This is a genomic window from Kutzneria buriramensis (assembly GCF_003387475.1).
In the GTDB taxonomy this organism is placed as follows: Bacteria; Actinomycetota; Actinomycetes; order Mycobacteriales; family Pseudonocardiaceae; genus Kutzneria; species Kutzneria buriramensis.
Genome location: NZ_QUNO01000020.1, coordinates 1 through 23,969 on the forward strand (window position 1 = coordinate 1; position 23,969 = coordinate 23,969).

A 23,969-nucleotide genomic window follows, 5' to 3' on the forward strand; every position below is an offset into this window, starting at 1 on the left:
ACAGACTGTGTGGGCAACGGAGTTCCTGCTGTTCATCGATCTTGGTCGACGCTGTTCTAGCAGGAGCTCCGTTGTCCGTCTCGGCCGGCTTGACAGCCGCTGCCCGCGCCTTAACTGAACGGCATTGGTTCTAGTCCGGCCACTCGCCGGTGACCTGCTCGTACGCGGTGGCGCCGGCCCGGTCGGTGGCCGCCTTGACCAGGCCGAACACCGCGCCCTCGATGGCGGCGGCGGTCAGCACCCGGGCCCAGCCCTGGCGCCGGTCCGTCGCGGTGGGAGTGTCGTGCTCGCCGGTCGCCACCCGCCAGAGCCGTCTGGTGACGGCCCCGGCGGCGGCGCCGGCGAGCATGCTCAACAGTGTTGCGGCTACCTTGTACGCGAGTTTGCCCATGGTGGCGGGATTGCCACCGCGGGACGGTTGCGAAACCGTCAGTACCAGTGCGCGCGGCCGCCGATGCGCCGGCCGGTGCCGCCCACGATCGCCAGGATCGCGCCGATCACGGCGAGGATGATGCCGATGGTCCACAGTGTCGGGATCCCGAAGATGAACCCGACGATCAGCAGAATGACTCCAAGGGTGATCATGGCCCAACCTCCTTCGCCGGTGGGGTGACCGCCCCACGACGTCGGAAAACCGGCCATTCGGACCAACCACGGAGGTTTCACGGGTCGCTACGTGCGGTATCCCCGCGCGTGGACACGGTTGTGCTGGCCGACGTCGACGGCACGCTCGTCGACTCCAACTACCTCCACGCCGTGGCCTGGTCCCGGGCGTTCCGGGACTGCGGCGTCACGGTGTCGACGTGGCGCATCCACCGGGCCATCGGCATGGGCGGCGACCAGCTGGTCAGCGCCGTCGCCGGCGAGCGCGTGGAGTTGCTGCACGGTGACGACGTGCGCGCGGCGTGGGCCGAGCAGGTGAAGCCGCTGCTGGGCGAGATCGTGCCGCTGTCCGGGGCACGGGACCTGCTCGTCGAGGTGAAACGCCTGGGCTGCGGGCTGGTGCTGGCCAGCTCCGGCAAGCCGGAACACGTCGACCACTACCTGGGCCTGCTCGGCGTGCGGGATCTCGTCGACGGCTGGACGACGTCCGAGGACGTGGAGGCGACCAAACCGGCGCCGGACCTGCTCGGCGTCGCGCTGCACAAGGTGCCGGCGGAGCGGGCGCTCGCACTGGGGGATTCCGTCTGGGACTGCGAGGCCGCCGGCAAGCTGGGCATTCCGACGGTGGGGCTGCGCACCGGGGGCTTCGGCGAGGCGGAGCTGCGCGACGCCGGGGCGATCCGGGTGTACGAGGATCCCTCGGCTTTGCGGGCCGAACTGCGCGACGTGCTCGAACTGGTCTGAAAGCGGGGAAGGCCGGCGCACTGGTTCGCGCCGGCCTTCCCGCTCACTGCCGCTGGCTGATCACTCAGCCCTTGACGTCGATCTTGCCGACGTTCCAGCCGCTGACGCTGACCACCGGGGACGCCCCGTTGAGGTCGCTGGACTTCCAGGTGACGCTCAGGGTCTGCGACTCGCCGGGCCACAACGTGATGTCGTTGTCGTCCCAGAGGGTCGAGGTGACCTGGTTGTCACCGGACTGCTCGCTGCCGGCCACGGTGCCGCGCCGGACGTCGGCCCGTAGGAAGAAGCCGACCGTCGGGGTGGTGGAGGTGTTGGTGATGGTCACCTTGGTCACCCGGTCCGCGCCGTCCGGCCCGGCCGCGTTCGACGTGCTCGCGGTGGCCGAGACCTTGGCCTGTGCCAACGACTTCAGGCCGGTCAGGTCGGCGTAGGTGGTCATCGTCGCCTGCGGGTTGCCCAGCGTGGACGACCAGTTCACCGCGTCCTGCTTGGTGGGCTGCCAGTACACGTTGCGGTCCACCACGGCATTGTTCTGCTTGACCAGCAGCTCGACGAAGTACACGTTGTTCGGCGTGCTGGTCGGCACCTTCGGCTTGACCACGGAGTTGCGCACCTGCTGCGGGTTCAGCGTCAGGCCGTTCACGCCCTGGTCGTCGAGCACCTTGCCGCCTGTGTCGTAGACCTTCGCCTCTACCGACACGTTGGACTGCGTCGTGCCGGACAGGTTGTCCAGGGTCACCGCGTTGTCGTCGATCGCGAACAGCCCGTGCAGCGGCTGGTTGGCCTTCTTCGCGCCGAAGAAGCTGCCGGCCTGGTCGCCGTCGTAGTTGTAGAGGTCCCAGAGCAGCGTCGGCCAGCCCTTGTTGGCCTGCCAGTAGATGGTGCCGGTGGCCGGCGCGCTGGCGTTGGTGGAGTGGTCCAGGAACGCCTCGAACTGGGCGCGCGTGTTCTCGTAGTTCTGGACCTGCGCCTCCTCGACGTAGGACGGGAGGTCGCTCCACTTGCCGTAGCGGTTGGTCAGCGCGGTGTCGAAGGTGAATAGCGTGCCGAACTTGTAGCCGCCGTGACCGGTCTCGTAGTTGGCGTGGTACTGGTTGAAGTCCGGGTTCTGCCACAGGTTGGACTGGTCGGACGCGGACAGGAAGCGGTTGATCGAGTCCAGCGTCGGCACGGTGTCGCCGGCGCTCTGCTCGCTGTCGAAGCCCCACGAGCCGCCCGCGTTGGTGCGGGTGCTGTCGCCGCTGTCGAAGTGGCTGGTGTCGTACCAGTAGTTCGGCGGCACGTAGTCGTACGGGCCCTCCTTCTCACCGGCCGCGCCCAGCTGCGGGCTGCTGTTGTACTCGGCCGAGGAGATGATCGGCTGGCTGAAGTCGGCGGCCTTGAAGCCGGCGAGCTCGGCCTTCTCGGTGGAGGCGCTGGGGGCGTTGTCGCTCCAGCTGTAGGTGAACACGCTGGGGTGGTCGCGCTCGCTCTCGCCGATGGTCTGCGCGGACAGCGTCAGCAGGCTGAGGGTGGCCGCGGCGGTGCCGGGGGTCTCCCAGAAGTCGCAGCACTGCTGGCCGGAGTCGATCAGCATGCCGGCCGCGTCCATCTGCTGGAAGAAGTCGTCCGGCGGCAGGTGGCCCTCCAGCCGGATGGTGTTGAGCCCCATGTTCTTCAGCAGCGCGATCTGCCGGGCGATGCTGGCGGAGTCGTAGCGCAGGAACAGGTCCGACGCGAAGCCGCCGCCACGCACCACGAACGGCTGGCCGTTGATCGAGTACTGGCGCACGCCGTCCGGCGCGATGGTCGCCTTGCCCACCAGGGCGGTGGTGATGTTGCGGATGCCGAACTGCTCGTGCGTGCTGTTGCCGCCGGCCACCGTCGTGTCCAATGTGTACAGCGGCGACGGGCCCATCTGGTACGGCCACCAGACCTGCGGGTGCGAGATCGTCTGCACCGGGAAGGTCACCGTGGCCTTGGAGTGCGCGGCGACCGTGACGCTCTGGCTCACCGTGATCGGCGTGCCGCCGCCCGGGGGAGTGATCGTCGCGGTGGCGTTGCCGGTCTGGCTGGAGCCGCCGCCGTTGGTGACGTCGGCCTTCACGGTCAGCTTGGAGCTGCTCAGGTCGGTGGCGTTGGCCTGGATCACGTGCGCGTTGCCGATCGACAGCGCGTTCGCGACCAGCAGCTGCACCGGGAACTGGATGCCGGTGTTGTTGTCGGGCGGCAGCTGGTTCCAGTCGACGTCGTCCAGGGTCAGCATCTTGGACGGGTCGTTGGGGTACATCTCGATGGCCAGCGAGTTCGCGCCGGACTTGAGCACGCTGCTGACGTCGAAGGTGAACTTGGTGTAGGCGCCGGTGACGGTCGTGTTGGTGGCGACCTCCTTGCCGTCGACCCAGACGTCGGCCTTGCCGACCACGCCGTTGACCACGAGCGATGCCGTCTGGCCGGCGGCCAGCGAGGTGGTGAAGTCGGTGCGGAACCACCACGGCTTGGCGAACTGCGCGGTGGTGACCGGGCCGGAGTTCTTCTTCTGGGTGCCGAAGCAGGTCTTCATGTTGTCGGCCATGAAGACGTTAGGGCACTTGTTGTTCTGAAGCAGCGCGGTGATCTCGGTGCCGGGCGCGCCCCCGTCGTCCGGCTGGACCTTCAGCCAGCCCGACGTGTTGAAGCCGGGCGTGGAGATCGCGGCGCCGGTCTGCGTCGCGGTCGCGCTGCTGAGCACCGTCCACCCACCGGTGCCCAGTGTGGTCAGGCCCGGCGGGGCCGCGGCGGCGCTGGTCGGTGGCGCCGGCGCCACCAGCGCAAGCGCGGCGCCGAGCACCGCGCCGATGACTCGCTTCATGGTCAGCTCCTTGCGGACGAATGACGCGGGCGAGCGGCGGCGGCGGCGTTCCGCTGCTTGGTCCAGTATTAGGAAAGGTTCCTTCCTATAGTCGGACAGCCTTGCGGTGCGGACACATTGCTGTCAATAGTCCGGCCGCGTTCGGGGGTTGTCCGCCGGTTCCCCAGGCTGAACCCGCACGTTGATCGAAGGGGACGGGTTCGCCGGCCGGACGGCCCTGTCGGGAAAGGTTTTCCCCATTCGGCCGGTAAGATGATCATCGGATCCGGCTGAACGGTCCCTGGAGGACAAAAGGGGCGATTGTGCGCAATTTCGGCATCGGGGCATGACCGCGCCGACCTACCGGCGGTCGGCCGGGTCGCCGCGCGGCGAGGCCCGCAAGCGGGCGCTGCTGGAGCTCGTCACCGACGACCTGGCGGCCAACGGCCTGGTCGACTTCTCGCTGCGGCGGGCAGCCCGCGCCGCTGGCACCACGCACAAGGTGCTGCTGTACCACTTCGACAACGCTGAGGACCTGCTGCGGCAGGCCGTCTTCCGACTGCGCGAACGGCGTATCGACAACGCGCTGGCCGCCGGCACGCCCGCGCACGGCCTGGTCGAGTTCGTGCGGCTGGCCTGGGGCTCGCTGATCTCGGAGGACCTTGGCGTGCGGCGAGTGCTTCAACAGGCGGTGGGGCTGGCGATGTACGACCCCGGTCGGCATCGCGACCTGGGCCGGGAGGCGTCCCGGTCAGTACATGCCCGTGCTGATGACGGCCTGTCCTGCCGAGTGGTCGGAGGAGCGTCGCCAGGGCGTGGCCGCGATGGTGGTGGCGACCCTGCGCGGCCTGCTGCTGGAACGCCTCGTCGGCGACCCCGCCACCGCCGACGCCGGCCTGGCGGCGCTGCTGTCGACGCTGGCCCTGCTCGACCCCCGCTGAACCCCCGCGAGTCGCGCTCACAGACACACCGAAATGCGGTTTCAGGCAGAAACGAGACTCGAAGCTCAGATCTGCCCGACACGCATTTCGGCATGACGCTGGACGGGACTCGCGGGGTCTGCCCCAGACCTGCAATCGTTCTGGTCCTGGCCGCTACTCGCGGGGGTCAGGGCTGGGCCGGCCACTGCGCCTGCGTGTTGGCCGGCACCGCGGACAGCGAGGTCGGGAACGTGACCGGCAGGTGCCCGGACGGGTTGGCGTCGCCGAACAGCAGCGCGGCGACGGCCTTGCCCCACACCTGGCCGTCGTGGAAGCCCTCGAACACGCCGGCGACCTGGTTCAGCCACGGCATCAGGATCGCGGAGTTGTCGTTGAGCACCACGATGGTCCGGGGATTGGCCGCCGCGACCGCGGAGATCAGCGCGTCCTGGTTGTCGGGCAGGTTCAGCGACGCGCTGTCGGCCTCCTCGTGCCGGTAGTTGTCGCTGGCGAACACGACCGCCACCGACGAGGACCGCGCCAGGTTGGCGGCGGCGTTCTGGTCGGTGCCGTCGTTGTAGCTCACCTGCGTGCTGCGGCGTGGTGACGATGGCGTTGCGGCTGCCGGTGGGGGCCTTGTCGAACATGCCGAACCGGAACATCTGGGTCAGCACGCGGGACACCACTGTGTCCACAGTGGACTGACTGACCCTGCCCGTTCTGCGCGGCCTGGATCAGGTAGTCGGCGTAGCAGTAGCCGCCGGGCATCTCCACGGTTAGGCCGGTGTTGGCGGCCTGCTGGTAGAGCCCGGTGTTCAGGATCGCCGGGTTCTGGCAGCCGGAAACGTTCAGGGTCTGCTTGCCGCCGGCGCCGGAAGCGTTGGTGTAGATGGGGTTCCAGTCGTTGCCGTTGTCGGAGACCTGAATCTGGAACGCCATGGCGTAGGCCGTCTCCCGCTGCAGCACGACCTGCGTGATCGACGACGTCGCGCCGAGGTCTGCCTGGAGCCACTGGGGGTCGGCCGCCGCGCTGGACCAACGGATGTCGGTGTCACCGTCCACGGCGGCCGAGGCGGGGGAAAGCAGGGTGGTGGGGCCGCCGCCGACCAGTGTCGGCAGGAGGATGGGAGAGCGCACTCCCGGATCGTCCGCCGCCGGTTCCGGGCTGCCAATGGCCGGCCATACGGAGACTGGAGTCTCAGCTCTGTTAGGCTGACCGGTATGACCGAGCCGAGGACCCCGGGCCTGCGCGAGCGCAAGAAGCTCGCCGCGATGGAGGCGCTGCGGCACGCGGCGTTCGAGCTGTTCGCCCGGCAGGGCTTCGAGCAGACGTCGGTGGACGACATCGCCGAGCGGGCCGAGGTGTCCCGGGCCAGCTTCTTCCGGTACTTCAACGCCAAGGAGGACGTGCTCAACTTCGACGACGACCAGCGCCGCGAGGCGTTCGGCGCGGAGTTGGCCGCCCGTGGCGACGAGCCGGTGCTGGACGCGCTGCGCGCCGCGGTGAAGGCGCACGTGGCCGGCATGGACGAGACCACCAGGGCCCGCACCGTGGAGTACGCCCGGCTGATGATGATGGGGTCGCGCACCCTGCTCGGCCAGGCCTACGAGATCCGGATCAAGTGGCTGCGGCTGGTGGAGACCCAGCTGCGCGAGCGGCTGGCCGGCCGCGCCGACGTCGACCTGGTCGCGCCGCAGCTGGCCGACCTCGCGGTGAGCGTGCTGGAGACGTCCATGCGGCTGGTCAGCCTGGACACCGACCGGGACTTCGACGAGATCGTGGACCGGGGCTTCGCGCTGCTCACCTTCGAGTGACTTGCGCTGGAGTGCACTCCAGCTCCTAGCGTCGTAGCCATGACAGCAACGGCTCAGCACAAGATCGGGACCGGCTTCGGCGCCACCAGCACCGCGGCCGAGGTCCTCGCCGGCATCGACCTGACCGGCAAGCTCGCTCTCGTCACCGGCGGCTACTCCGGCATCGGCCTGGAGACCACCCGCGCCCTGGTGGACGCGGGCGCGCGGGTGATCGTGCCGGCCCGTCGCCCGGACAACGCCCGGGGAGCGCTCTCCGAGCTGACGAACGTCGAGGTCGACGAGCTGGACCTGGGCGACCTGGCCAGTGTCGCGGCCTTCGCCGACCGCTTCCTGGCCACCGGCCGCAGCCTCGACCTGGTGATCAACAACGCCGGCGTGATGGCCTGCCCGGAGACCCGTGTCGGCCCCGGCTGGGAGGCTCAGTTCGCCACCAACCACCTCGGCCACTTCGCGCTGGTCAACCGGCTCTGGCCGGCCGTCGCCGACGGCGCGCGGGTGGTCGCCCTGTCCTCCCGCGGCCACTTCTTCTCGCCGGTCCGCTGGGACGACCTCCAGTTCGAGCACGACTACGACAAGTGGCTGGCCTACGGCCAGGCCAAGACCGCCAACGTCCTGTTCGCGGTGCAGCTCGACAAGCTGGCCGCGGCCAGGAACGTGCGCGCCTTCGCGGTGCACCCCGGCGGCATCTGGACTCCGTTGCAGCGCCACCTCTCGCAGCAGGAGAAGATCGACCGCGGCTGGATCGACGCGGACGGCAACCAGCTGGTCCAGTTCAAGACGCCGGAACAGGGCGCCGCGACCACGGTGTTCGCCGCCACCTCGCCGCAGCTGGCCGAGCTCGGCGGCGTGTACCTGGAGGACTGCGACGTCGCCGAGGGCGTTGCTGCGGACGCCGACCCGGCGACGACCTGGTCCGGCGTGAAGGCGTACGCCACCGACCCCGAGCAGGCGTCCAGGCTGTGGGACCTCTCCGTCGAACTCACGGGCGTGAACGCCTTCGCCTGAAATACCATCGCGGCGTGGATGATCTCTGCGCCGAGTGCGGCTTCCGCTACGACGAGGCCGACGCGCCGACCGCCGCCGCCGACATCCGGCGGCTGGCCGGCGAAGTAGCCAGGGCACTGGCGACGCCCGATGCCGACCTGGCCGGGCGTCGCCGGCCGGAGCTGTGGTCGCCGGTGGAGTACGGCTGCCACCTCAGGGACGTGCTCCTCGTGCAGCGCGAGCGGGTGCTGCAGGCCCGTCGGGACAACGGATTCACGTGCGTGACCATGGGCCGCGACATCCGGGTCGAGCACGAGGGGTACGCCGAACAGGATCCCGACGACGTCGCCCGGCAGCTGACCGACGCCGCCGCGCTGTTCGGCAACGTGCTCGACCGGCTCGGCGACGACTGGGACAACGAGATGGTCTACTCCTGGCCGCAGCCGCAGCGGAGGTCGCTGCGCTGGGTCGCGGTGCACACCGTGCACGAGGCGCGCCACCATTTGCGGGACATCCGCGACCAGCTCGATTGAGTCCGAACGGACCGCGGTGGCCGGAAACGGGCGCCGCATTTGTTTTGTCCCCCCACAATTACGGGCGTTCGGGCAGCCTCGCCACTCGATTCGTCCGCCTGTGTTGTCGCCCGCTGCGGTCCGCCTTAGCCTGGAAGCCGGAATTCAGCAGGACATTCCCCACGACCAGCTCCCTCTCGCGGCCGGTACCCCCAGACTGCCGCGTGGGGGAGCTTCCTGCGTTCACTGGTTGGTTCGAGTGACTTCCGGCCAAAGATCGTCGCGCGTCGCGGCCGCGTGTCCGACACTGGGCGCAGGATCCGTGTCACCATCATTTGAGAGCGCTTCCACGAATCTTGACCATATGGTAGAAATTCCACCGTGCCCGGGCGACGTGCCGCCGTGACAACCATCCAGCCGACCGCACCGCGGCCGGCGATCGTGCGCGCCGCCGCAACGTCCACTTACGTCGCCTTCGCCGGCTGCGGACTGGCGCTGGCGACCTGGCTCGCGCGCGTCCCGCAGATCCGTGACGACCTGCGCCTGGACACCGGCCGGCTGGGCGCGATCCTGCTCGCCGGCGCGGCCGGCGCCCTGGTCTCGCGGCCGTTCTCCGGCCGTGTGGTGGCCAGGCTCGGCCAGCGCCGCACCGTCGCCTGGATGGCCGCCGCCTCCAGCGTGGCGCTTGTCGTGATGGGACTCGGCGACCGGCTGGGCGCCTGGGTTTTCGCCGGCGGTCTGCTGCTGTTCGGCTTCGTCAGCTCGTCCTGGGACGTCGCGATGAACGTGCAGGGCACGGTGGTGGAGCGCCACCTCGGTCGGTCGATCATGCCGAGGTTCCACGCCGGCTTCAGCATCGGCACCGTGGCCGCCGCGCTGCTGGGCGCGGCGATGGTGCAGCTGGACGTGCCGGTGATCGTGCACCTGGCGGCGGTCGGCGTGCTGCTGGCCGTGCTGGTGCCGTACGGGGTGCGCGGTTTCCTGCCCGACGAGCAACCGTCCACATCGGACAATCCGAAGCCGCATCACACGTTGCGCTACTGGCGCGAGCCCCGCACCTTGATGATCGGCGTCTTCGTGCTGGCCGCCGGCTTCAGCGAGGGCGCCGGCAACGACTGGACCGGCGTCAGCCTGGTCGACGGCTACAAGGCGCCGGCCGTGCTGGGCACGGTGGCGTACGCGACCTTCCTCGCCGCGATGACCGCCACCCGCTGGTTCGGGCCGCGGCTGCTGGACGCCTACGGCCGGGTGACCGTGCTGCGCATCCAGGGCGTCGTCGCCGTGCTGGGATTGCTGCTGTTCATCTTCGCCCCGGCGGTTCCGCTGGCCTTCGTCGGCGCCGCATTGTGGGGCGTGGGCGTGGCTTTCGGCTATCCCGTCGGCATGAGCGCCGCCGCGGACGACCCGGCGCACGCCGCCGGCCGGGTCACCGTGGCGTCCTCGGTCGCCAAGGTCGCCAGCTTCGCCGGGCCGCCGCTGCTCGGTCTGCTCGGCGACCACGTGACGATCCTGCGGGCCCTGCTCGCGGTGGCCGCACTACAGGTGGTGGCGCTGTGCCTGGCCGCCGCGACCCGTCCGCTCCCGGCCCGCCACCGGGCACTCGACAACCAGTGAAGACAGGAGCAACGCAGGTGGTCGACCAGCCTTACCGTGATCCGGCCCTCCCCGTCGCCGAGCGCATCGACGACCTGCTGGCCCGGATGACGCTGCCGGAGAAGATCGGTCAGATGCTGCACCTGGACGCGCGCGGCGGCGTCCGGGAGCTGATCGACGACTTCCACGTCGGCGCGATCCTGCACACCTCGCCGGAGAACCTGGTGCTGGCGATGGACCTGGCGAGCCGGACCCGGCTGGGCATTCCGCTGCTCACGGGCGAGGACTGCATCCACGGCCACTCGTTCTGGCCGGGCGCCACGATCTTCCCGACCCAGCTGGGCATGGCCTGCTCCTGGGACCCCGAGCTGGTCGAGCGGGCGGCGCGGGTGACCGCGGTGGAGGTGTCCACCACCGGCGTGCACTGGACGTTCTCGCCGGTGCTGTGCATCGCGCGGGACCTGCGCTGGGGCCGTGTCGACGAGACGTTCGGCGAGGACCCGTTCCTGATCGGCGAGTACGCGTCCGCGATGGTCAAGGGCTACCAGGGCGACGGCCTGAACGACCCGACGGCGATCCTGGCCTGCGCCAAGCACTTCGCCGGCTACTCGGAGACGCAGGGCGGCCGCGACGCCACCGAGGCCGACATCAGCCGGCGCAAGCTCCGGTCCTGGTTCCTGCCGCCGTTCGAGCGGGTGGCGCGCGAGGGCTGCCGCACCTTCATGATCGGCTACCAGTCCATCGACGGCGTGCCGATCACCGCGAACCAGTGGCTGCTCAAGGAAGTCCTGCGCGACGAGTGGAAGTACGCCGGCACGCTGGTCACCGACTGGGACAACGTCGGCCGGATGGTGTGGGAGCAGCAGATCTGCGCCGACCACGCGGAGGCCGCCGCGCTGGCGGTGCGGTCCGGCAACGACCTCGTGCTGACCACGCCCCAGTTCTTCCAGGGCGCGCAGGACGCCGTGGCGCGCGGCATTCTGTCCGAAGAGGACATCGACGCCGCGGTGCGCCGCATCCTCACGCTCAAGTTCGAGCTGGGCCTGTTCGAGAACCCGCGGCTGCCCGACCCGGAGCGACAGAAGCTGTACGTGGGCCAGGTCGAGCACACCGCCGTGAACCTGGAGATGGCGCGGCGGAGCCTGGTGCTGCTGAGCAACGACGGCACGCTGCCGCTCGCCGGCAACAAGCTGCGGATCGCCCTGGTCGGCCCGAATTCCGACGATGTCGACGCCCAGCTCGGCGACTGGGCCGGCGCGTCCGGCCAGGTCGACTGGTTGCCGGACGGGCATCCCCGCCACCTCACCGAGACCGTGCTGGACGGGCTGCGCGCGGTCGTCCCTCCGGAGTGGACGATCGAGCACGCCCTCGGCGCTCGCATCGCCTCGTTCGGCCCGGATCCGGACGGCGCGGTGCTGCCGGACGGCCAGCCCGCGCCCGAGGTCGTCAACCCCGAGCCGGCGGACCCGGAGCTGATCCACGACGCGGTCGCCGCGGCAGAGGCGTCCGATGTGGTCGTCGCGGTGGTCGGCGACACCATCGGCCTGGTCGGCGAGGCCCGCTCCACCGCCACGCTGGAACTCGTCGGCGGCCAGGTCGCGCTGCTGGACGCGCTGGCGGCGACCGGAAAGCCGCTGGTGGTGGTCGTGATCAGCTCCAAGCCGCTGGTGCTGCCGCCGTCGGCCGAGGGCGCGGCCGCGATCATCCAGGCGTTCAACCCGGGCATGAAGGGCGGCCGGGCGATCGGCGAGCTGCTGCTCGGCCTGATCGAGCCGAGCGGCCGGCTGCCGATCACCGTGCCGCGCCACGTCGGCCAGCAGCCGGTGTTCTACAACCAGATCCGCGGCCAGCACGGCCACCGGTACGCCGACCTCACGCAGGATCCGCTGTTCGCCTTCGGCGAGGGCCTCAGCTATACCACCCTGGGGTATTCGGACCTGACGGTGTCGACGCCGTCGGTCGGCCCCGCCGACACCGTGCGGGCCGAGGTCACCGTCACCAACTCCGGGTCGCGGCCGGCGCGCGAGACCGTGCAGGTGTACCTGCGCGACCTGATCACGTCGGTGACCTGGGCGGACCGGGAACTCAAGGCGTACCGGCAGGTCGACGTCCCGGCAGGGGAGTCGGTGCGGGTGGCGCTGGAGCTGCCGGCGGCCGACTGCACGCTGGTCACCGCGGACGGCCGGCGGATCGTCGAGCCCGGCGAGTTCGAGCTGCTGGTCGGTCACTCGTCGCGGCCGCGCGACCTGCTGTCGGCCAGGTTCACCATCAGCTGAGGTTCGACGCCCCGAGCTGTTCAGCCCGTGAACAGCTCGGGGTGCTTGGCCAGTTCCACCCGCGTGCGGCGAATGTGTAGCTCCAGGACGCGCGCCGCCGACGTGTGGTCGCGGTCGCGCAGCGCCTGGATCAGCAGCCGGTGCTCGGCCCCGATGATCCAGCCGCGCCGCTCGAACGCGAGCCGGGTGAACGCCCGCCGGTAGTGCTGGGTGGTGTCCCACAACCGGTTCACGATGGCGGCCAGGTCCTCGGCCTCGTGGCGGCGGTAGACGGCCCAGTGCAGGCGGCGGTCCAACACCAGGAACTCCTCGACGTCCGTGCACGCCTCGATGCCGTCCTGGAGCTCGTCCATGGCATCTATGTCCTCTTCGGACAGTCGCGGCGCGGACTCGGTGAGCAGCAAGGGTTCCAGCCGTTCGCGGATCTTGTAGCTGAGCTCGCACTCGCGCGCGTCCATCGACGTCACCCACGCGCCCGAGTTGGCGCGCAGGGTGACCAGGCCGCGCGACTCCAGGATGCGCAGCGCCTCGCGCACCGGCAGCCGGCTGGTGTTGAGCTCCTCGGCCAGCTCGTCCTGGATGATCCGGGTGCCCGGCGCCAGCCGGCCGGCCAGGATGCGCTCGCGCAGCTCGTCGGCGACGCGCTGGCTGGCCACGCCGGCGGGAACGGACACGGCTGCGATCCCTTCAGTCGAAGGCCTCAGGGTTGTGGTCGAAGGCCTTTCCGTCGGGATAGGACACTAGCTCACACTGCATGCCCCACGGCGACAGGAAGTACACCCAGCGCTGGCCCTCGCTCGGCCCCTTGCTGGCGGTCGGCTCGCCGAGCACGCGCAGGCCCCGCCGGTGCAGGTCGGCGACGGCGGCGTCCATGTCCTCCACGTACAAGGCGATGTGGTGGCCGCCGATGTCGGAGTTGCGCGGTGGTTCCGTGCGCTGATCGGCCGCCTCGTACCGGAAGACCTCGAAGATCGCCCGGCCGCCGAGCCGGTAGAAGCGCAGCTCCCGCATCACGGCCCGGTCGTCGACGCCGAGGTGCTCGCCCATCCAGCTGCCGTCGTGCCGGTACGGCCCGAGCTTGTACATGTACTCGCAGCCCAGCACGTCGACGAAGAACGCGTGGGCCTGCTCCAGGTCGGGCACGGTGACGCCGATGTGGTCGACGCCGGTCACTCCCGGGATGGGCACTGACACCTCCATTGGATCCATTAATGCTTGCGTTAATGCTGGTGACCTCGCATAGTGTACGGCACGCGAGGTCAAATGGATCCAATGGAGGCCGCGATGCCCGCTCATGAGGACCTGGCCGCCGGCGCGCCCTGGCTCCAGCTGCGCACCACCCCGCAGGACTGGGACGACGCCGACGGCGACCTGCTGCTCAGGCTGTACGGGCAGGCCCAGTGGATCCGATCGTTCGAGGAGTACGTGCTCGAACTCGCCGGTCAGGGCCTCGTGCACGGGCCGGTGCACTCCAGCATCGGGCAGGAGGGCGGCGCGGTCGGCTCGGTGCTGCCGCTGCGCAGCGACGACTTCGTCAACGGCTCGCACCGCGGCCACCACCAGTTCCTGGCCAAGGCGTTCGGACACGTCCTGCGGCCGAAGGCCGGCGACCTGCCGGCGCTCAACGACGACGTCCGCACGGTGCTGCGCCGCACGCTCGCCGAGATCTGCGGCCTGGCCGAGGGGTTCAGCAGCGGCCGCGGCGGCTCGATGCACCTCCAGTGGCGGGAGGCCGGCGCGATGGGCACCAACGCCATCGTCGGCGGGGGAGTGCCGCAGGCGGCGGGTTTCGCCTGGAACCAGCGGCATTTCGGCACCGACGCGGTGACCGTGACGTACTTCGGCGACGGCGCCGTGAACATCGGCTCGGTGCTGGAGACGCTCAACCTCGCGGCGGCCTGGAAGCTGCCGCTCTGCTTCTTCATCGAGAACAACCAGTACGCGGTGTCCACCGCCGTCGGCGAGGCGACCGCCGAGCCGCGGCTGTCGGCCCGTGCGCTCGGGTTCGGGATCCCGAGCTGGCGGGTCGACGGAATGGATCCATTGGCCGTGCACCTGGCCATGACCGAGGCCCTGGCGCACATGCGGGCCGGCGGCGGTCCGACGGTGATTGAGGCGGACCTCTACCGGTACTTCCACCAGAACGGGCCGTACCCCGGCAGCGCCTTCGGCTACCGCAGCAAGGACGAGGAAAGGGCCTGGCGGGAGCGGGATCCCATCGAGCTCCTGCGCGGCCACCTGCTGCGCCGCGGCCTCGCCGGCGAGGCCGAGCTCAAGGCGTTCGAGGACGATTTCGTCGCCGCGCTGCGGGAGATCGGCGGCTCCTTCCTCACCGAGGATCGGCGGTCGATCAGGGAATCCGCCTGGCCGGACCCGGCGTTCGTGGACGTCGGCGTGCGCGGCGACCTGTCCGAGCTGGACGGCAGCCGGTACGAGGAGGCCGAGACGTTCGCCGGCCAGCTGGCCGAGCGGCGGTTCATCGACGTGGTGAGCGACGTGCTGGGCCGGCGTCTGGAGACCGATGCCAGGGTGGTGGTCCTCGGCGAGGACGTGCACCGTCTCAAGGGCGGCACCAACGGCGCCACCAGGCGGGCGATAGAGCGCGCTCCCGACCGCGTGCTCGGCACCCCGATCAGCGAGAACGCCTTCACCGGCCTCGCCGGCGGCATGGCGATCGACGGCCGCAGCCGGCCGATCGTCGAGTTCATGTACGCCGACTTCATGTGGGTCGCCGCCGACCAGCTGTTCAACCAGGTCGCCAAGGCCCGGCACATGTTCGGCGGCCACGGCAGCGTCCCGTTCGTGCTGCGCAGCAAGCTCGCCGCCGGCACCGGCTACGGGTCGCAGCACTCCATGGACCCCGCCGGCGTGCTCACCACCGCCGCCGGGCTGCGCGTCGTCGCGCCCTCGAATCCGTTCGACTACGTCGGCCTGCTGAACACCGCCGTGGCCTGCGAGGACCCGGTGGTGGTCCTGGAGCACGTGGACCTGTACGGCTCGACCGGTACCGCGCCGGTGGACGACTTCGACTACCGCCTGCCCGTCGGCAGGGCCGCGGTGCGCCGGGTCGGCGACGACCTCACCGTGATCAGCTACCTGTCCATGGTCCGGCGCTGCGCCGAGGCCCTGGACATCACCGGCGTCAGCGCCGATCTGATCGACCTGCGGTGGCTGGATCGCGCCAGCCTCGACTGGGACGCCCTCGAACGCAGCGTCCGCAAGACCAACCGGGTGCTCATCGTCGAGCAGGGGGCCGTCGGCACGTCCTACGGCGGCCGGCTGGCCGACGAGCTCCAGCGCCGGCTGTTCGACTGGCTGGACGCGCCCATCGAACGCGTCACCGGCGGCGAGGCGTCGCCCAGCATCAGCAAGGTCCTGGAGCGGGCCGCCATCGCCCGCACCGAGGAAGTCGTCGCCGCCCTGCGGCGGATCGTCGCCTGAGCGGGGAGGAATTCCATGGCAACGCTGTTGCGGGTGCCGGAGGTCGCCACCGGGTCGACCGAGGCCGTGCTGACCGAGTGGCTGGTGCCGGAGAACGTCGCGTTCGAGGCGGGCGCGGCGATCGCCGTGCTGGAGACCGACAAGGCGGCGGTGGAGGTCGAGGCGGAATCCGGCGCGGCGGTGCTGCGCCGGCTGGTCGACGGCGGTTCCACCGTCGAGGTCGGGACGCCCATCGCCGTGCTGGGCGCGGTCGGCGAGGACATCGGCGCGGTGCTGGCGGAGTTGGGGAGTGGTGCGGTTCAGGCGGCTGCGGCTGAACCGGTCCCGGCGGCAGGGGAGTCGGTGGCCGCTCCGGAGCGGATCTTCGCCAGTCCACTGGCCCGGAAGCTGTTGAAGGAAGCCGGGATCGCGCTCGCGGACGTCCAGGGCACCGGCCCCAACGGTCGGATCGTTCGCAAGGACGTGGAGGCGGCAATCGCGGCGGAAGCCGACTCGGCAACGGCACCCGCTGAGGCGACCGCCGCATCCGATTCCGCCGTCGCGCCTGCTCCCGCCGCGGCGATTCCGGCCCCGCCGGCCGGTCCTTCCCCGCGACCCGGTCAGTCCGCCTTCGTCGAGGTGCCGCACAGCCGGGTCCGCGCCGTCATCGCGAGCCGGCTGACCGCCAGCAAACAGACCGTGCCGCACTTCTACCTCCGCCGCACCGCCCGGATCGACGCCCTGCTGGCCCTGCGCAAGCAGCTCAACGAGGTCTCGCCGGAGCGGATCTCCGTGAACGACCTGGTGATCCGCGCGGTGGCGGTGGCGCACGTCGCGGTGCCGGACGCCAACGTCATCTGGACCGACGACGCGATGCGCCGCTACGAATCGGTGGACATCGGCGTCGCCATCGCCTCCGAACGCGGCCTGGTGACGCCGGTGCTGCGCGGCGTGGAGAAGACGTCCCTCAGTGAGATCTCCAGGCAGGTCAAGGCATTCGCCCAGCAGGCGGACGCCGGCCGGCTGATGCAGCGCGACCTGGAGGGCGGCACGATCGCGGTGAGCAACCTCGGCAGGTACGGCGTCGACGAGTTCGCGGCGATCATCAACCCGCCGCAGTCGGCCATCTTGGCGGTCGGGGCGGGCAAACCCGCCCCGACCGTCGAAGACGGCGAACTCAAGATCGCCACCCAGCTGAACCTGGTGCTCTCCGTCGATCACCGCGCCATCGACGGCGCGCTGGCGGCGCAGTGGATGGCGGCGCTCGTCACCGCTCTGGAGGAGCCGCTACGACTCGTCGCCTGATCACAGCGGATCGGTCAGCAGCCCCAGCCGGTCGGTGAGGCTGATGTTCTCGGCGTAGTCCACCGGCGCGACCACGATCGACACGCCGTCGTCGTCCAGGGCCTTGCGCAGCGTGGGCAGCAGCTCCGACGCCTGGCTCACGCGGTACCCGGTGGCCCCGAAGCTGGCGGCGTACTGGGTGATCTCCGGGTTGGTGAACCGGACATTGGACACCTTGCCGGTCTCCAGCCGCATCTTCCACTCGATCAGGCCGTAGCCGCTGTCCTCCCACACCAGCACGGTCAGCGGCAGCCGCTCGCGCACGGCGGTCTCGATCTCCTGCGAGTGCATGAGGAACGAGCCGTCGCCGGTCACGGCCAGCACGCGCCGGTCCGGCCGGGCCAGGTGCACGCCGAGCGCGCCGGGCACGGCGAAACCCATGGTGGACAAGCCGTTCGAGACGAGGCAGGTGTTCGCCGCGTACGTCGGGTACAGGCGCGCCATCCACATCTTCACCGCGCCGGTGTCGACCAGCACGATGTCGTCACGGTCCAGCGCCGCCCGGGTGTCGGCGACGATACGCTGCGGCGACAGGGGAAAGCGGTCGTCCTGCCGGCCCCGGGCCAGCTCCGCGCCGACCAGCTCGCGGATCTTGGCCGCGCCGGCGTGCGGCTCGCGGGCCGGCACCGCCTCGCGCAGCGCGTCCAGCGAGGCGCTGATGTCGCCCTCGATGCCGACGGCCACCGAGTAGTGGGCGTCCACCTCGGCCGGGAACCGGTGGATGTGGATGATCTGCTTGTCGCCGTCCGGGTTGATCTTGACGGGGTCGAACTCCTGGAGCTCGTAGCCGACGGCGATGATCACGTCCGCCTGGTCGAAGCCGAAGTTGGCGTAGTCCCGCCGCATGAAACCGATGGTGCCCATGGAGTTCGGGTGGTCGTCGGCCAGCACGCCCTTGCCGTGGAACGTGGTCGCGACGGCCACGCCGGTGTGCTCGGCGAACCGGGCCAGCGCGGCGCTGGCGTGGTTGCGGGCCGCGCCGTGACCGGCCAGCAGCACCGGGTTGCGGGCCTCGCGCAGGATGGCCGCGGCCCGCCCGACCTGGCTGGCCGACGGCGCCTCGGGATGCACCACGTTGAGCGGCAACGGCTTCAGCGCGGCCGGGGCCGCCTCGATCTCCACATCCTCCGGCACCGCGAGGTACACCGCGCCGGGGCGCTCGCTCTGCGCCGTCTTGAACGCCCGCCGCAGCATCTCCGGCACCGCCGCGGCCGACGGCACGCTGGCGGCGAACTGGGTGATCGGCGCGAACAGACTGACCAGGTCCACGAACTGGTGCGACTCCTTGTACTCGCGGAACTGCCCCACCTGCGCCGACAGCGCGACCAGCGGCGTCGAGTTGGTGTTGGCGTCGGCCACGCCCAGTTGGAGGTTGATAGCGCCCGGGCCGAGCGTCGCCGACACCACGCCCGCCTTGCCGGTCACCCGCCCGTACATCTCGGCCATGAACGACGCCGCCTGCTCGTGCCGGGTCAGCACGTAGCGGATGGGGGAGGCGTCCAACGCGTTGGTCAGCCGCATGTTCTCCTCGCCGGGGATGCCGAAGACCACCTCGACGCCCTCGGCCACCAGGCAGGCCACGATCAGATCGGCGGCCGTGCGGCCGTCACGCTCGTCCGACATACCTCAGGCTTACCACTTCCCTCGGTCGGAAACCCGCTGGTGAGCCCCCTTTCACACTTCGGTAAGGCGGGGCCGCGTTCGGACCTTTCCGACAGTCGCCCCGCTACCCGGTGGCGAGGGCCTACCGTGTGGACGTGCGGAACACTGGGGTGCCGGCGCCCGGGTTGTGGCTGATGGGCGTGCGGCTGGCGGAGATGTCCGGGCTGACCGTCCTCGAGGTCGCCGAGGACGAATCGCTGCGGGTGCTCGGACCCGAGGGCGGCATGTACCTCTTCCCGACCCGGCACGGCATGGCCGACTTCCTCGCCTCCGGCGAACCGCACAGCCTCGACGACGGGATGGACGGCGTGGATGTCACGAGCGTCGAACCGGGGTACCTCGCGGACTTCGACCTCCTCGGTGATCCCGATGTCGACGAGGACGACGCGGCGAGGATCTGGACGGAGTGCCTGCTCGTCGTGGAGGCCTGCGGCATCGAGGATCCGCAATCCTTCGAGGACGCGCTGGCACGGGTGACGGCGCTGACGACGTGCCGCGACGACTTCGAGCAGCCCGGCTACGAGGAGCGCGACTACTGGATGGGGCGCGACATCCAGCCGGTGCGGCTGACGCTGCCGTCCGGTTCGGGCGTCACGCTGGTCGCGATGGACGACTTGAGGGCGCGGGACACCTCGGCGCACCCCTTTCTCGGTGGCTACGGCCAGGTGGTGTTGTTCCGCGATCCCGCCGCCCTGCTCGCTCACATCCGCGCCGATGGCACCGAGGAGATACGGGAGTCCATGTGGTGGCCGGGTGACGCGCCGCACTGCGAACCCGTGCTGTCGGTGGACGTCCGTACGGTCGACGCGCGCGACCGCACCTCGGATGCTTTCGACTTCCTGTGCGGACTGGCCCGGGTGCTGACCAACCGGTACCGCGATCTCCGGCCGGGCAAGACAAACAGCGACAGGCAGATCCGCCAGGAGACAGAGCGGATCGAGCGCCTGTTGCGCGAGGTGAACGGCAAGGTCACCTGGCGCTAGCGGATGTCCCGGCCCTTCCACAGATCTCCGCCGCGGACGGAGCGGTAGGCGGCGTCCAGCAGGTTCACGCCGAAGGCGGCGTTGGCGACGGGGGCGAGCGCGGACGTCCCGGTGGACAGGTGGCTGGCGCGCATGTACGAGCGGTGCGCGGCGGACTGTGCGGCCCAGGCGGCGAGGCCCGCCAGCCGGGTGAAACCCTTGCCGCGCAAGGCCATCAGCACCGGGCCGATGCCGTAGCCGATGTGTAGCAGGCCGGCGAAGCCCAGCGCGGCGGCGCCGACGGTGGGGCCGCCGAGCATCGCCCCGCCGGCGACGGAGCTCTTGCGCTGGGACCGCCAGACCGCGCCGAAGGAGTCCAGCCCGGACGAGGTGAGCGAGTCCATGCCGTCCACGAGCCGGGTCCGGCCGCCGGCGTCCCGCACCGCGGTGGCGAACGCGATGTCGTCGGCCCGCTCCGCGGAGAGCGCTCTCCAACCCCCGGCCTTGTCGTACGCGGCCCGGCTCACGAGGATGCAGTGCCCGATGCCGACGGCCTTGCCCCGGCTGCCGTCCGGGCTGGCGGAGTCGAAGAGCAGCACGTTGGTGGGCGCGAGCAGCAGCCACCAGCCGGGATTGGCCACCGTCGGCCGGCCCGGCGTCGTGATCAGGTCGGCGTCGTCCCGGGCGGCCGCGGCCAGCAGCTTGCCGACCAGGTCGGGGGCGGATTCGGTGTCGGAGTCGACGAACAGCAGCCAGTCACCGCTGGTCTCGGCGACGCCCCGCCACATGGCGTGCACCTTGCCGGCCCAGCCGGGTGGCGGCCCGTCGGTGCGGACCAGCCGCACCCGCGGATCGGCGTCGACGTGCTCCTGCACGATCGCCACGGTCCGGTCGGTCGAAGCGTCGTCGACCACGACGATCTCCAGGTCGCTGTGGCGCTGGGTGCGCAGCGACGCCAGGCAGCCGTCGATCGTCGACTCTTCGTCACGTACGGGAATCACCACGCTGACCTTGCCGTCGTTCAGCGGCATGTCCGGCAGCGGCTGCACCGTTTTCCAGGTCGCCACCGTGTTCACCGACCGGATGGTGGCCAGCGCCGCCAACACCGCCGACCCGAGAATCGCCCCCTTGCCCATGCCCTCAGGCTGCCACAACCCGTAGCGCTCCCTAGGCGAAGGTTAGGGGTTTCACCGATGTTAGGGGGTGCCCGGCCACCCCAGAATCGGCCGGGTGCGTCCCTCGTACCCGACCACGCCCGGAACCTTCCAGGTCGACCTGCGCGGCCTGGTCGACCTGCTGTCGCGACACCTGTACCGCAGCCCCGACGTGTACGTCCGGGAGCTGTTGCAGAACGCCGTGGACGCGATCGCCGCCCGGCGCCGGCTCGAGCCCGGCGTGGCCGGGGCGGTGGAGATCGAGGTGGTGGAACCGGCCGACGGGCCTCCGACGGTGGTCGTCACCGACAACGGCATCGGGCTGACCGGGACCGAGCTGGTGGAGCTGCTGGCCACGATCGGCCGCAGCTCCAAGCGTGGGGAGCTGGCGCAGCACCGGGACTTCATCGGCCAGTTCGGCATCGGCCTGCTGGCGTGTTTCCTGGTGGCGGACGAGATCACGGTGGTCACCCGCTCGGCCAGGGACCCGGACGCGCAGGCGCTGTGCTGGCAGGGGCGCGCCGACGGCACGTACGACATCACTCCGGTGGACAGCGACCTCACCGCGGGGACCCGTGTGCACCTGCGGGCTCGGACCGGTTTCGAGCACCACCTGACCCGCGACCACGTGCTGGCACTGGCTCGCCGGTACGGCGGCCTGCTGACGCTGCCGATCCGGCTCGGCTCGGTGCAGGTCAACAACGAGCCGCCGCCGTGGGACTTCCCGGCCCTCACGATGGAACACGGCAGGGAGAGCGCTCTTGCCTACGCCAGCCGCGTGCTGGACCTCGACCCGCTCGACGCGATCCCGCTGCACGCCGACGGCGTCCGCGGGCTGGCGTTCGTGCTGCCGTACGAGCCGAGTCCGGCGGCCCGCCAGGACCACCGCGTCTACCTGCGGCGGATGCTGCTGTCGGAGTCGGCCGACCGCCTGCTGCCGGACTGGGCGTTCTTCGTGCGCTGCGTGATCGACGCCGACGACCTGAGCCCGAACGCGGCCAGGGACGGGTTCATCGAGGACGAACGGTTGGCGAGGGTCCGCGAGCAGTTGGGCCGCGGCATCCGGGACCACCTCAAGGATCTGGCCCGGCTGTGGCCGGCGCGGCTGGCCGGCATCGTCGCCACCCACGACGCCGGCATCTCGGCGCTGGCCGTGCACGACGACGAGTGCCTGCTGCTGTTCGCGGACTGGCTGCCGGTGGACACCTCGCTCGGCCGCATGACGCTGGGGGAGCACGCCCGGCGCTTCGGCGAGTTGCGTTTCGTCCGCCGCTTCGACGATTTCCGCCAGGTGGCGCCGATCGCCGCCGCGCAGGGCCGCTGCGTGGTCAACGGCGGGCACGTGAACCTGTCGACGCTGCTGGAGCGACTGGCGGTGCTGCGGCCGGAGCGCAGGATCTCCGAGCTGGACCCGACCGAGATCGTGGACTCGTTCGCCGACCTCACCGCCGAGGAGCGGTCGGAGGTCGCGGATCTGGTACGGCTGGCCGAAACCGCGCTCCGCTCGCACGACGTCGGCGTGCAGGTGCGGGCGTTCGCGCCGAGCCAGATGCACGCGACGCTCGTCACCAACGAGGACTCCCGCTTCCGTAGGCAACTCGACCGCACGAGGTCCGTTGTGGACGGTCCGTGGAGCGGCGTGCTGGCCGCGCTGCCGACTGCATCCGCCGCGAATTCCCAGCTGTGCCTGAATGTTGCCAACGCGGCGGTGCGCGAGCTGGCGCGGCAGGCCAGACAGGGCAGCATCATGCGCGTCCGGCGGGCCATCGAACTGCTGTACGTGCAGGCGTTGCTGCTCGGCCACCACCCGCTGCGCGACCGCGAACTCGGCCTGCTCGACGACGTCGTCCTCGGCTTTGTCGAGGACCGGGGGTGACGGCGCGGCTGGAGCAGCTGCGACGCGAGATCCTCGGCACGCCGTGGGATGATCGGCACTTCCCACGTCTGCTCCCGCTGCTGGAGGAGGCGGTGCCGCTGGCCGACGAGGCCGGCGACACCTGGGCCGGCTTCTGGATGCGGGCCCAGCTCGCGGGCGTGTGCAACAACCTGGACCTGGCCGAGCGGGCGCTGGTCGCGGTGTCCTGGTGCCTGGCCACCCTCGACCGCGACCCGGCCGTGCGGGCCGAGGACGGCGGCCGGATCCTGCGGACCGCCGGCACGATCGCGCAGCTGCTGCCGTCGGTGCCGGACCTGCCCCGCGACGACATCTTCCGACTGCTCGACGAGATCGAGCGGTTGCAGCGGCGGGCCGGCATGCCGCTGCGGGCCATCACCGAGATCCGCCACTTCGTCCTGCTCCGGATGGGTGACCTGGGGCCTGCCGGCGAGGCGTTCGACCGCTGGCGCTCGCTGCCGAGGGAATCCTCGTGGCGGCTGGACTGCGACGTCTGCGAGTCCGACGCGGTTCTGGAGTGGTACGCGGCCATCGGCCGGGACGAGCACGCGATCGCCGCCGCGGCGCCGCTGCTCGACGGCACCGCCGTTGGGGTGAAGGAGAAGTGCGAAGGACTGAGGTCCTGGGGGCACGCGAACGCCCTTGCGCCGTTGGTGCGGCTAGGCCGTCTGGATGATGCGTGGGCCTGCCATCGGCGGGGTCTGGCGATGGTGATCGGCAGATCGGGCGCGCTGGGCGAGATCGGCAAGCACCTCGCCTTCCTCGCCGCCGTCGGCGATCTGAACCGGGCGACTTCCCTTGCCGGCCAACACCTCGCACTCGCCGACCGGCTCACCGAGCACGGCCGCTACCGGCTCGACGTCGGCGTCTGGCTGGTGGTCTGCGCGCTGCGCCGACACGGCGTGGTCGAGACCGACCTGCGGATACCGCCCTGGCACCCGGCTTTCCGGTCCAGCGGCCGGTACCACGTGGGCCGGCTCGCGGAGCGCCTCGGCGCCGGCGTGCGCTCGCTCGCGATCCGCTTCGATGCCCGCAACGGCAACGACTTCGTGACCCGCGAGCTGCTGCGCGAGCACGCGCTGCTCGGGCCGGCCGGGCTCTGATCGCCCGATTTCCCTTTCGGCGCAACGGTCACCACCGGGTTAAGCGTCGTCACCCGCACGGAGCAGCGGGATCTACGCAGCGCGTGTCCACACCGGAACCCCTGCCACACCACCCTTCCGAGGGACTGTGATGGCCCGGAAAACCGGTGCTAGCCTCGGCTGGGCCGGCCGGCC

21 protein-coding genes are annotated in these 23,969 nt (G+C 70.7%); 12 read left to right on the top strand and 9 right to left on the bottom strand.

Annotated elements, in window-relative coordinates; genetic code table 11:
* Nucleotides 1–130 precede the first annotated feature (130 nt).
* A complete protein-coding gene (locus BCF44_RS43360; protein ID WP_116180366.1) occupies nt 131–391 on the bottom strand; it encodes a DUF4235 domain-containing protein in 261 nt (86 codons plus the stop codon).
* 38 nt (nt 392–429) lie between these two features.
* Nucleotides 430–585 (bottom strand): hypothetical protein, encoded by a 156-nt coding sequence (locus BCF44_RS43365; RefSeq protein WP_116180367.1) that lies wholly within the window; start codon nt 583–585, stop codon nt 430–432.
* Nucleotides 586–693: 108 nt separating this feature from the next.
* On the opposite strand from BCF44_RS43365, the gene BCF44_RS43370 reads away from it, so the two are divergent.
* Nucleotides 694–1,347 carry an HAD family hydrolase gene (locus tag BCF44_RS43370; RefSeq protein ID WP_116180368.1) on the top strand — a complete coding sequence of 218 codons (654 nt, stop codon included), beginning with the start codon at nt 694–696 and terminating at the stop codon, nt 1,345–1,347.
* A gap of 64 nt (nt 1,348–1,411) precedes the next feature.
* On the opposite strand, the gene BCF44_RS43375 is transcribed toward BCF44_RS43370, so the two are convergent.
* Complete coding sequence (locus tag BCF44_RS43375; protein WP_116180369.1) at nt 1,412–4,177, bottom strand: glycoside hydrolase family 2 protein; 2,766 nt, start codon at nt 4,175–4,177, stop codon at nt 1,412–1,414.
* Between the two features lie 749 nt (nt 4,178–4,926).
* Here BCF44_RS43375 and BCF44_RS58165 point away from each other — a divergent pair.
* On the top strand, nt 4,927–5,097 hold the full coding sequence (locus tag BCF44_RS58165; RefSeq protein ID WP_246016154.1) for a hypothetical protein: 171 nt from the start codon (nt 4,927–4,929) through the stop codon (nt 5,095–5,097).
* 166 nt (nt 5,098–5,263) lie between these two features.
* Here BCF44_RS58165 and BCF44_RS43385 read toward each other — a convergent pair whose 3' ends face one another.
* Nucleotides 5,264–5,662 carry a glycoside hydrolase family 3 protein gene (locus BCF44_RS43385; RefSeq protein WP_116180370.1) on the bottom strand — a complete coding sequence of 133 codons (399 nt, stop codon included), beginning with the start codon at nt 5,660–5,662 and terminating at the stop codon, nt 5,264–5,266.
* Entirely contained in the window at nt 5,659–6,213 is a 555-nt protein-coding gene (locus BCF44_RS43390) for a discoidin domain-containing protein (RefSeq protein WP_246016155.1), read from the bottom strand. Before BCF44_RS43390 ends, BCF44_RS43385 begins: the two co-directional genes overlap by 4 nt.
* 84 nt (nt 6,214–6,297) lie before the next feature.
* Between BCF44_RS43390 and BCF44_RS56105 the strand changes: the two genes are divergently transcribed.
* From BCF44_RS56105 to BCF44_RS43415, 5 genes are all read left to right on the top strand, one after another.
* On the top strand, nt 6,298–6,891 hold the full coding sequence (locus BCF44_RS56105; RefSeq protein WP_170218067.1) for a TetR/AcrR family transcriptional regulator: 594 nt from the start codon (nt 6,298–6,300) through the stop codon (nt 6,889–6,891).
* 39 nt (nt 6,892–6,930) lie between these two features.
* Nucleotides 6,931–7,896, top strand: coding sequence for an SDR family NAD(P)-dependent oxidoreductase (locus tag BCF44_RS43400; protein ID WP_116180371.1), 966 nt, complete (start codon nt 6,931–6,933; stop codon nt 7,894–7,896).
* 14 nt (nt 7,897–7,910) lie between these two features.
* Entirely contained in the window at nt 7,911–8,408 is a 498-nt protein-coding gene (locus BCF44_RS43405; protein ID WP_116180372.1) for a DinB family protein, read from the top strand.
* A gap of 381 nt (nt 8,409–8,789) precedes the next feature.
* Entirely contained in the window at nt 8,790–10,001 is a 1,212-nt protein-coding gene (locus BCF44_RS43410) for an MFS transporter (RefSeq protein ID WP_116180373.1), read from the top strand.
* Nucleotides 10,002–10,018: 17 nt separating this feature from the next.
* Nucleotides 10,019–12,256 (top strand): exo-beta-d-1,3/1,6-glucosidase, encoded by a 2,238-nt coding sequence (locus BCF44_RS43415; protein ID WP_211353495.1) that lies wholly within the window; start codon nt 10,019–10,021, stop codon nt 12,254–12,256.
* 20 nt (nt 12,257–12,276) lie between these two features.
* On the opposite strand, the gene BCF44_RS43420 is transcribed toward BCF44_RS43415, so the two are convergent.
* Together BCF44_RS43420 and BCF44_RS43425 are read right to left on the bottom strand one after the other, a co-directional pair.
* Nucleotides 12,277–12,930: a GntR family transcriptional regulator gene (locus BCF44_RS43420; RefSeq protein ID WP_246016156.1), complete on the bottom strand. Its 654-nt coding sequence runs from the start codon at nt 12,928–12,930 to the stop codon at nt 12,277–12,279.
* Between the two features lie 13 nt (nt 12,931–12,943).
* The gene (locus BCF44_RS43425; protein WP_211353496.1) at nt 12,944–13,444 is read right to left on the bottom strand and encodes a VOC family protein; all 501 of its coding nucleotides are present in this window, start codon (nt 13,442–13,444) and stop codon (nt 12,944–12,946) included.
* A 96-nt stretch (nt 13,445–13,540) separates the two neighbouring features.
* Between BCF44_RS43425 and BCF44_RS43430 the strand changes: the two genes are divergently transcribed.
* Nucleotides 13,541–15,697: an alpha-ketoacid dehydrogenase subunit alpha/beta gene (locus BCF44_RS43430; RefSeq protein WP_116180565.1), complete on the top strand. Its 2,157-nt coding sequence runs from the start codon at nt 13,541–13,543 to the stop codon at nt 15,695–15,697.
* A gap of 15 nt (nt 15,698–15,712) precedes the next feature.
* Complete coding sequence (locus tag BCF44_RS43435) at nt 15,713–16,981, top strand: dihydrolipoamide acetyltransferase family protein (protein WP_116180376.1); 1,269 nt, start codon at nt 15,713–15,715, stop codon at nt 16,979–16,981.
* Here BCF44_RS43435 and BCF44_RS43440 read toward each other — a convergent pair whose 3' ends face one another.
* Nucleotides 16,982–18,643 (bottom strand): acetolactate synthase large subunit, encoded by a 1,662-nt coding sequence (locus BCF44_RS43440; RefSeq protein WP_116180377.1) that lies wholly within the window; start codon nt 18,641–18,643, stop codon nt 16,982–16,984.
* A 134-nt stretch (nt 18,644–18,777) separates the two neighbouring features.
* Between BCF44_RS43440 and BCF44_RS43445 the strand changes: the two genes are divergently transcribed.
* On the top strand, nt 18,778–19,665 hold the full coding sequence (locus BCF44_RS43445) for a hypothetical protein (protein ID WP_147328862.1): 888 nt from the start codon (nt 18,778–18,780) through the stop codon (nt 19,663–19,665).
* Here the strand turns inward: BCF44_RS43445 and BCF44_RS43450 are convergent.
* Nucleotides 19,662–20,780 (bottom strand): glycosyltransferase family 2 protein, encoded by a 1,119-nt coding sequence (locus tag BCF44_RS43450; RefSeq protein ID WP_116180379.1) that lies wholly within the window; start codon nt 20,778–20,780, stop codon nt 19,662–19,664. The genes BCF44_RS43445 and BCF44_RS43450 overlap by 4 nt on opposite strands.
* 94 nt (nt 20,781–20,874) lie before the next feature.
* Between BCF44_RS43450 and BCF44_RS43455 the strand changes: the two genes are divergently transcribed.
* Both BCF44_RS43455 and BCF44_RS43460 read left to right on the top strand, forming a co-directional pair.
* On the top strand, nt 20,875–22,674 hold the full coding sequence (locus BCF44_RS43455; RefSeq protein ID WP_170218068.1) for an HSP90 family protein: 1,800 nt from the start codon (nt 20,875–20,877) through the stop codon (nt 22,672–22,674).
* Nucleotides 22,671–23,795, top strand: a complete 1,125-nt coding sequence (locus tag BCF44_RS43460) for a hypothetical protein (protein ID WP_116180381.1) — start codon at nt 22,671–22,673, stop codon at nt 23,793–23,795. Before BCF44_RS43455 ends, BCF44_RS43460 begins: the two co-directional genes overlap by 4 nt.
* Nucleotides 23,796–23,969 lie beyond the last annotated feature (174 nt).

Bases quoted from the DNA above. Each gene is read 5' to 3' on its own strand.
- BCF44_RS43360 (WP_116180366.1), bottom strand. From the start codon at position 391: ATGGGCAAACTCGCGTACAAGGTAGCCGCAACACTGTTGAGCATGCTC.
- BCF44_RS43365 (WP_116180367.1), bottom strand. From the start codon at position 585: ATGATCACCCTTGGAGTCATTCTGCTGATCGTCGGGTTCATCTTCGGG.
- BCF44_RS43375 (WP_116180369.1), bottom strand. From the start codon at position 4,177: ATGAAGCGAGTCATCGGCGCGGTGCTCGGCGCCGCGCTTGCGCTGGTG.
- BCF44_RS58165 (WP_246016154.1), top strand. From the start codon at position 4,927: ATGACGGCCTGTCCTGCCGAGTGGTCGGAGGAGCGTCGCCAGGGCGTG.
- BCF44_RS56105 (WP_170218067.1), top strand. From the start codon at position 6,298: ATGACCGAGCCGAGGACCCCGGGCCTGCGCGAGCGCAAGAAGCTCGCC.
- BCF44_RS43400 (WP_116180371.1), top strand. From the start codon at position 6,931: ATGACAGCAACGGCTCAGCACAAGATCGGGACCGGCTTCGGCGCCACC.
- BCF44_RS43430 (WP_116180565.1), top strand. From the start codon at position 13,541: ATGCCCGCTCATGAGGACCTGGCCGCCGGCGCGCCCTGGCTCCAGCTG.
- BCF44_RS43435 (WP_116180376.1), top strand. From the start codon at position 15,713: ATGGCAACGCTGTTGCGGGTGCCGGAGGTCGCCACCGGGTCGACCGAG.
- BCF44_RS43440 (WP_116180377.1), bottom strand. From the start codon at position 18,643: ATGTCGGACGAGCGTGACGGCCGCACGGCCGCCGATCTGATCGTGGCC.
- BCF44_RS43450 (WP_116180379.1), bottom strand. From the start codon at position 20,780: ATGGGCAAGGGGGCGATTCTCGGGTCGGCGGTGTTGGCGGCGCTGGCC.